The following is a 7,945-nucleotide window of genomic DNA, read 5'->3' on the forward strand; positions in this document are numbered from 1 at the left end:
CATACACGGGCCAACGATCAGGGCTGAAACTGCCCCCATAATTCCAGCACCTAGCAGTGTTCCACCTTTTTGGCGTTGCTGTATCTGATCTAAACGCTGTAATAAACCCTGTGGTAAGGACAGTTGATATAAACCAAATAAATTCAACGCAAATACAATAAACATCAGGGCAAATAAGCCAATGAATACAGGATTTTGAAACCAGCGTTGAATACCATAACCAATTTGTGAAACCACAATCCCCATCAGTCCATAGACCATTGCCATACTCAGTACAAAGGTCAATGCGATGATGGCGGCTTTATAGCCTTTATTACGCTGCACTAAAATACCTGAAAGAATAGGAATCAAAGGTAGTGAGCAAGGTAAAAAGGCAAGTAAAATACCTAGCCCTAAAAATAGGATGATATTAAAAACGACACTTTGATTGGATAAAAGGTTTAAAAAAAATTGATCATTATTCCAGTCATCATTTAGTGACGCTTTTTGTGGTTGTGTTTGAATCTGTCCTTGTACCTTATCATTAGCAGGTGTAGCTAACTCATCCTCCTGTAAGGTCGAGGAAATTTCAGGATTCGATTTCTCCTGAACAGTTTTGACTTCAGATTCTGGTACTACTTCTGACGTATTTTTTTGAGTGACTAAAGCTGCAAGATTAGAGAACTTTGTTTCTGAATTTTGTTGTGGAAGCAGTCCTGCTGCATCAGTCGTGATTGTGGTACGTTGTACGGGATAACATAGGCCATCTTCCGAACAGCCTTGCCAACTGACTGTATATTGGCTGTTTGGTTTTACATCCAGTTGAGTCAGCACCTGTTTGTAATGCACATTGGTTACACCAAAAGTTGGATCATCTTTTTCTTGCCCTTTGGGTAAGTTTAAAGACTGATCCTGCTGATCTAGACTTACCTTAAACTGGTCATGATATAAATAATAATGAGGGGCAATATCCCATTTTAACTCGGCTGTTTTTTCAGATAGAGAACTTGCCTGAAATTTAAAGGCCTGTTCTGGTGGTAAAAAATCCTGATTTGCATATATCGATGCTGTGGCTATGCCCAATACAATCGCTATAAATGGTTTAATCAACATACGAGCTTATCTAAACTTAACATTCAGGGCATTATCAAGGGTGCAAAATTAACAGAACATTAAGGGCTGTTTTCGTTTGTAAAATAGGTGGGTTAGATGAGGAAATACCATGTTTGTCGTACTTGTTGAAGATGATCCCTATATTGCCCAAAGCATTGTTGCTGCACTGGATTACCTGAATGTTTCAGTTGAGCATGTCGATACTGCTAAAGCTGCGGATTATTTTATTCGCAACAGTGCGGTTGATTTATGTTTACTGGATTTGGGTTTGCCTGATCAAGATGGCCTTGATTTATTAAATACATGGCGTAAAGATCAAATTCATGTACCTGTTCTGGTACTTACAGCACGTAATCAAACCCAGCAATGTGTAGATGCCTTAAATATCGGGGCAGATGACTATCTCACAAAACCCTTTGACTTAAAGGAACTGATTGCCAGAGTCCATGCGTTAGCTAGACGGAATCGGGGATATTCCTCAAATGTGCTACATATGGGTGCGTTAGAGATCCATCAGAACACTCAACAGGCACATTATCAAGGACAACTCCTCACTTTATCCAGACGAGAATACAGTTTGCTGGAAGTCTTTATGCTTTATCCCAATCAAGTATTAAAAACAGAACAACTGATTGATAAAATTTATGGCTATCAGGACAGTATTGAAAGCAATGCACTAAATGTACATATCCATCACCTTAGACAAAAGATTCATCCTGATATGATTCAGACGGTTCGGGGCGTGGGCTATATGTTCAAAGTGCCAGAGCAAAGCACATGAAAAGTTATAGTTTAAAATGGCGACTGGTTTCTACCATTCTGGCAGTCTTTGTTATCTTGTGGTCTTTGGTATTTTGCTGGCTTTATTTTGAACTGGAAAAACACCTACAAAATACACTGGATGAACGCCTATCCGCTTCTGCCCATATGGTTGCCCGTTTAATTCAGCAACTCCCTGTTGATGAAATTGCCAATACTGTTAATGCAGTACAACAAGACCATAGCACCCCAAATCTGATTGCCTGTCAGGTATCATTATTCAGTTCCAATGTTTCCGCCAATCATCAGGTGATTGCCAAAACACAAGGTTCACCTGAGAGTCTAGCCACACGAAAAATAGGGTTGAGTACATGGTCAGAAAATGAGGTGGAATGGCGTAGTTATGTCTTACAAAAAGGACAGATACAGGTGGTTGCTGCGGAAAGGTTGCAGTTACGCTATTCCTTACTTAAACAGATTTTACAATCAGTATTGATCCCTCTAATCATTACCTTGATTTTATGTATTTTTTTAATTTTATGGATTATTCGGGTTGAGTTTCAACCTTTAGACCAGATTGCTCGACACCTAAGCTACAAGAAACAGCATTTATCTGATGCATCGACCTATTTACTAGAATTAAAAACTCAGAATATTCCTAAAGAAATTCAACCCTTTGTTGATAGTTTACTGCAATTAATATATGACCTGCACCAAAGTCTTGAAAATGAAAAAAGCTTTAGTGCCTTTGCAGCGCATGAATTACGTAGTCCACTCACCGCAATTAAGACACATGTTCAACTTAGCCAGCTTATACTGAGCCAGACAGGACAAACACAAGGCAAAATTGACTTCAATCTCAAACAGGCAGAAACAAGTATTCAGCGTTATGAGCAGTTACTGGAACAACTACTATTACTGAGCAAAACAGAAATACAACCTCAACATATCTCAATGGAATCCACAGACGTTGCCCAAGCTCTGCAACATATCATTTCTGAACTTGAGCAGAAATATCCTAATCTGTCAAAACATCTCAATATTGACTGGAAAAGTCTCTCTTTAATCAATCTATCCTACGCCACTTTGACAATTGTACTTAAAAACCTAATTGAAAATGCCTATTTACATGCACAAACTACAACCCCAATTCAAGTGTATATGGACAAAGAGCATTTGGTGGTTGCGGATACAGGTCATGGTTTGAGTGATGCTGAACTCGGTTTACTAACACAACGGTTCTGGCGTAAATCTTCACAAAATGCTGGGTATGGTCTGGGCTTATCTTTAGTCAAATTGCTACTAGAAAAGCATGGTTTTTCAATACAATTTTCACATCATTCACCTCATGGGTTGAAAGTCACTATTACTTCAATATCCAGTTTGAGCTTGGTCAAATAACCAACTCCGAAAAACCTGAAGTTTCGGCATATTGTGGCATTCTTCCCGATACACCATGTAATAAGCTAATGTGGAAGAGCATTTCATTTCTGGATATAAACGAAGTAAACGCCCCGTTTTTAAATCATCTGCTGCCATGACACTTCTGGCCAATGCCACTCCATGTCCGTCTATAGCTGCCTGTAATACCGCAGCAGAATTATTGATTTTTAAACCTCGTTGAGTGGGTTCATTGCTAATCTGGTTGTACTGTAACCATGTATCCCAAGTGGTAAACCCTGAATGGGAATCCATTGTTAAATCATGGATTAACGGTAGATTTAATAAATTCTTAGGGTCTTGTAATTGTTGCTGATACTTCTGATAAAACATTGGTGAACAGACTGGAAATACCTCTTCATCCATTAACTTCTCTGCAACCAATCCTGACCAGTTGCCTTGCCCATATCGCACCGCAATATCAATACCATGACGACCAAAATCCACAGGCTTTAAATTGGTATCCAATCGAATATCTATCTCAGGATAGGCCTGTTGAAAGCTATCAATTCTTGGTAACAGCCATTTCGCTGCAAAGGCAGGACTGATGGCAACGGTTAAAACTCCTGTTGAGGTTTGAGCCTGTAATTTTTCCAATCCAAGTATCAGCCTGTCGAATCCTGCACGAATATCAGGTAATGCCAACAAAGCCGCTTCAGTTGCTACCAGTCTGGCTTTACCTCCTGTACTCCGCTGAAACAAAGTCATGCCCAGATATTCCTCCAGACTTTTAACCAATTGTCCCACTGCCGCAGGGGTAACATTCAGTTCATCAGCAGCCCCAGAAAAACTTTGATGTCTGGCACTGGCCTCAAAGGCTCTTAATGCGTTGAGATATACAGGAGTTTTCATTCTAAAGATTTTCTATCAATCATTACAAGATTATCTCGTTTGTTTATATAAGATATGAATCATAAAATCAATCCATGCAAATGACATACAGAACAGATATGTCAGGGCAAAACTCAAAACTGATAGAGGATAGTATAGTCATGAATAGATTTTCTTTGAAAGTAGCGATTGTAACAGGTGGTGGTTCAGGTATTGGTAAAGAGGTTGCCACTCGCTTGGTAAAAGAGGGTGCAAATGTTGTCATTACTGGACGTAATGAAGATAAGTTAAAACAGGCTGCTCAGGATATTGATGTCACAGGTGGGCATATCCGTTATTTTGCTGCGGACATTGCATCCCCAGCAACTTCACAACAACTTGTTGATTTCACCACCGCAGAATTCGGTGGGGTTGATATCCTAATTAATAATGCTGGCATTTTTGCACCTAAACCATTTTTAGAAGTCACCGAATCAGAATATGACGGGTTTCTGGACATCATCTTAAAAGGCAAGTTCTTTATGGCTCAGGCTGCTGCTAAAGCCATGCAGTTACGTGGTGGCGGTGCAATTGTTCAAACAGGTTCGTTATGGGCATTACAGGCAGTTAAAGCAACTCCATCTTCTGCCTATTCTGCTGCGAATGCTGGTGTACATGCATTGACTCATAACTTAGCAATTGAACTTGCAGAGGCGAATATCCGTATTAATACCGTTGCTCCCGCTGTAGTTGAAACACCTGTGTACAACACCTTTATGTCAGATGATCAAGTGAAAGAAGCACTTCCATCTTTTAACTCGTTCCATCCATTAGGTCGTAATGGTCAGCCTGCCGATGTTGCAGAAGCGATTTTATTCCTTGCTTCAACCAATGCAGCATGGATTACAGGAACAATTCTACCTGTTGATGGTGGAGTCATGGCAGGACATTAAGGTGTCTTTCCAACAATGCTAAAACAAGTGCTACCACCATGAAATTATTGTGAGGTAGCACAATTGTTTAACTTAATTAAGCAAAAAGAGATTTTAATATGCAAGACTGGAATAACTACCGTGATTCTCTGCTTAAGCATGTGGCTGATTATGCAAAATTAGCACCAGACACTATGCGTGGCCTCTCCTCAATGGAAGCTGGTACAAGCAAAATTGGCAAACTAGATGCCAAAACCCATGAGTTGATTGCTCTGGCAGTTGCTGTGACAACACGCTGTGATGGATGTATTGCCGTTCATTCTAAAAAAGCGATTGAACTAGGTGTAAGCCGTGAGGAAATTGCAGAAGCTCTATCCGTAGCAATTGCATTAAATGCTGGTGCAGCCCTGACTTATTCAGCCCGTGTTTTAGAAGCGGTAGATAGCGTAAGTCAGCAATAACTTTTTTAAATTCTTCCTCCTATTGATCTGCATTAGGTCAATAGGATATTTGCCTTTTTGAATGGATGAGATAAAGCATGTTGATTAACGCTGATTTTTCCCGAATGGCTGTGGTTAAACCCAACGATTATCAATGGGTCAAGTCTCCTCGTGGTGAAGTTGAACGAGTTATGCTGGATCGAGTTGGAAACGAAACTGCCCGTGCCACCAGTCTGGTTCGTTATGCACCACAGACTATTTTTCCAGAGCATCAACATCCATTGGGTGAAGAAATTTTGGTGCTTTCGGGAACTTTTACTGAAAATGGTGATCAGCATTATCCAGCAGGCTGGTATTTACGCAATCCAGATGGTTCAAAACATACTCCATCCAGTGAGGGTGGGACATTAATTTTTGTCAAACTCATGCAAATGTCCAAGACTAATACTGAGACTGTACGTATTAATACTCAGGATTCCAAAAACTGGCAAACACTTGGTCAGCGTCTGATTTGTCCCTTATACCTTTCCCATGAAGAACATACTTATCTTGAAAAACTTAAACCACACCAAAGCTTTGATGAACACAGTTTAAATGGGATGGAGCTTTTGATTGTACAAGGTGAATTGATTGCAAATGGGGAGTGTTATCCCACAGGTTCATGGATTCGTTTACCCATCCAAAGTAGCCATAGTTTTTATGCAAGTGAAATAGGTGCAATGCTGTATGTAAAAACAGGCCATCTTCTATCTGCCCAAAACTTTATGGAGCAACAAACATGATACAGGCCAAGATTGCCATTATTGGTGCAGGTTTAAGTGGTTTATATGCTGCCTATTTACTGGAACAAGCCAAAATCACAGACTATGTTGTGCTTGAAGCAAGAGATCGTTTAGGTGGCCGTGTCTATTCAGAGCAAGGATTTGATTTAGGCGCAACATGGATCTGGCCCGAACTCAATCCTGATCTGATGCAACTGGTACATCAACTGGGATTGCCATTTTCCGAACAGTTTGAAAAGGGAAAGTTGGTCTTTGAAAAGCAAAGAGGCATCCCCCCTGTACAGTTATCAAGTCCTTGGGCATCGACACCCTCGATTCGCCTTGAGGGGGGAATGAGCAGCCTGATTCATGGCTTAGCCCAACAAATTCCTGCACAAAAAATTCTGACTCAACAACAGGTCACTCATATTACTCAACAAGAACAAGTACCCCTTCATTTAACCACCCAGAATCAGACAGGTGAAGAAACAATTATTAAAGCAGATTATGTCCTCATTGCACTTGCCCCTCGCCTGACTGCTCAACACATTGTATTCACTCCAGCCTTGCCCACTGCACTACGGAACCAGTGGAAACACACTGCAACATGGATGGCCCCTCATGCCAAGTATGTTGCGGTTTATCCTGAAGCTTTTTGGAGAAAACAAGGCTTGTCTGGTCAAGCCAGTAGCCATGTTGGCCCTATGGGTGAAATTCACGATGCGTCTACGTCCAGTGGTCATGCTGCATTATTTGGTTTTCTCGGTATTCCTGCAAACGTTCGCCAAAAAGTCAGTGAAGCAGACTTGATGGCACATTGTCGGGCACAACTGGTTCGTCTGTTTGGTTCAGAAGCTGCAACGCCCGAATATGAATATATCAAAGACTGGTCAGCAGACAATTTTACAGCCACCGAAGAAGACTGGAAAAACCCTGCTGTCTCTCATGGAGTAGCACCTGAAAATACCCCGAATGACCAGATTTGGCATAACCGTATCATTGGAATTGCCAGTGAATGGTCACAGCATTATTCAGGTTATTTGGCAGGGGCGATAGATGCTGCTCAGGTAGGTGTTCAGCGTATTCAACAACTCTTATAAAATCCAATAGGAACATTTATGCAAAAGACCTATAAAGCCGTACAGGTGAGCCAGTTTGGCAAACTGGAAATGGTTGAACGAAATATTCCCACGCCACAGGCAGGTGAAGTACTGATTGCTGTGGAAGCCTGCGGTATTTGTGGTGCAGATGCAACCACAGTCGAAAGTAGCAATCCTGATTTTCAATATCCCCGTGTACCAGGCCATGAAGTGGTCGGGCGGATTGTTGCTATTGCGAATTCCTCATCCTATTGGGAAATTGGTCAGCGAGTTGGAGTCAGTCGCCTAGGTGGGCATTGTAATCACTGTGCTGAATGTCGTCAGGGCTTATTTAATCTCTGCAACAACCAGCCAGTTATGGGAAGTAACCATGATGGTGGTTATGCAGAAATGATGCTTGCCAAAGAAACAGGTTTAGTAGCTATTCCTGATGAACTAAGTTCAGTTGAAGCTGCACCTTTGTTGTGTGCTGGGATTGCCACTTTTAATGCCCTAAAAAAATCAGGGGCACAAGCTGGCGACTTGGTTGCAATTCTGGGAATCGGTGGTTTAGGTCATCTGGCGATTCAATATGCGAAACGTATGGGTTTTAAAGTGGTCGCCATTGGTCG

9 protein-coding genes are annotated in these 7,945 nt (G+C 41.3%); 7 read left to right on the forward strand and 2 right to left on the reverse strand.

What is annotated here, in order from left to right; all coding sequences use genetic code 11:
- The coding region (locus tag B4237_RS00445; protein WP_286940762.1) for a protein-disulfide reductase DsbD domain-containing protein at positions 1 to 1,092 on the reverse strand (1,092 nt) is incomplete at its 3' end.
- A 109-nt stretch (positions 1,093 to 1,201) separates the two neighbouring features.
- On the opposite strand from B4237_RS00445, the gene B4237_RS00450 reads away from it, so the two are divergent.
- Positions 1,202 to 1,873, forward strand: coding sequence for a response regulator (locus B4237_RS00450; protein WP_286940763.1), 672 nt, complete (start codon positions 1,202 to 1,204; stop codon positions 1,871 to 1,873).
- Entirely contained in the window at positions 1,870 to 3,252 is a 1,383-nt protein-coding gene (locus B4237_RS00455) for an ATP-binding protein (protein ID WP_286940764.1), read from the forward strand. The genes B4237_RS00450 and B4237_RS00455 overlap by 4 nt, the downstream gene beginning before the upstream one ends.
- On the opposite strand, the gene gcvA is transcribed toward B4237_RS00455, so the two are convergent.
- A complete protein-coding gene (gene gcvA / locus B4237_RS00460; protein WP_286940765.1) occupies positions 3,223 to 4,143 on the reverse strand; it encodes a transcriptional regulator GcvA in 921 nt (306 codons plus the stop codon). The two genes, B4237_RS00455 and gcvA, sit on opposite strands and share 30 nt — an antisense overlap.
- 140 nt (positions 4,144 to 4,283) lie before the next feature.
- On the opposite strand from gcvA, the gene B4237_RS00465 reads away from it, so the two are divergent.
- The 5 genes from B4237_RS00465 to B4237_RS00485 form a co-directional block, all read left to right on the forward strand.
- Positions 4,284 to 5,054, forward strand: coding sequence for an SDR family NAD(P)-dependent oxidoreductase (locus B4237_RS00465; protein ID WP_286940766.1), 771 nt, complete (start codon positions 4,284 to 4,286; stop codon positions 5,052 to 5,054).
- Between the two features lie 98 nt (positions 5,055 to 5,152).
- A complete protein-coding gene (locus B4237_RS00470) occupies positions 5,153 to 5,494 on the forward strand; it encodes a carboxymuconolactone decarboxylase family protein (RefSeq protein ID WP_046739503.1) in 342 nt (113 codons plus the stop codon).
- A 77-nt stretch (positions 5,495 to 5,571) separates the two neighbouring features.
- A complete protein-coding gene (locus B4237_RS00475) occupies positions 5,572 to 6,255 on the forward strand; it encodes a cupin domain-containing protein (RefSeq protein ID WP_286940767.1) in 684 nt (227 codons plus the stop codon).
- Entirely contained in the window at positions 6,252 to 7,334 is a 1,083-nt protein-coding gene (locus B4237_RS00480) for a flavin monoamine oxidase family protein (RefSeq protein WP_286940769.1), read from the forward strand. Before B4237_RS00475 ends, B4237_RS00480 begins: the two co-directional genes overlap by 4 nt.
- Before the next feature lie 18 nt (positions 7,335 to 7,352).
- A partial coding sequence (locus B4237_RS00485; protein WP_286940771.1) for an alcohol dehydrogenase catalytic domain-containing protein occupies positions 7,353 to 7,945 on the forward strand: 593 nt, incomplete at its 3' end.

Source organism: Acinetobacter sp. UBA6526, assembly GCF_002434875.1.
GTDB classification, from domain to species: Bacteria; Pseudomonadota; Gammaproteobacteria; order Pseudomonadales; family Moraxellaceae; genus Acinetobacter; species Acinetobacter venetianus.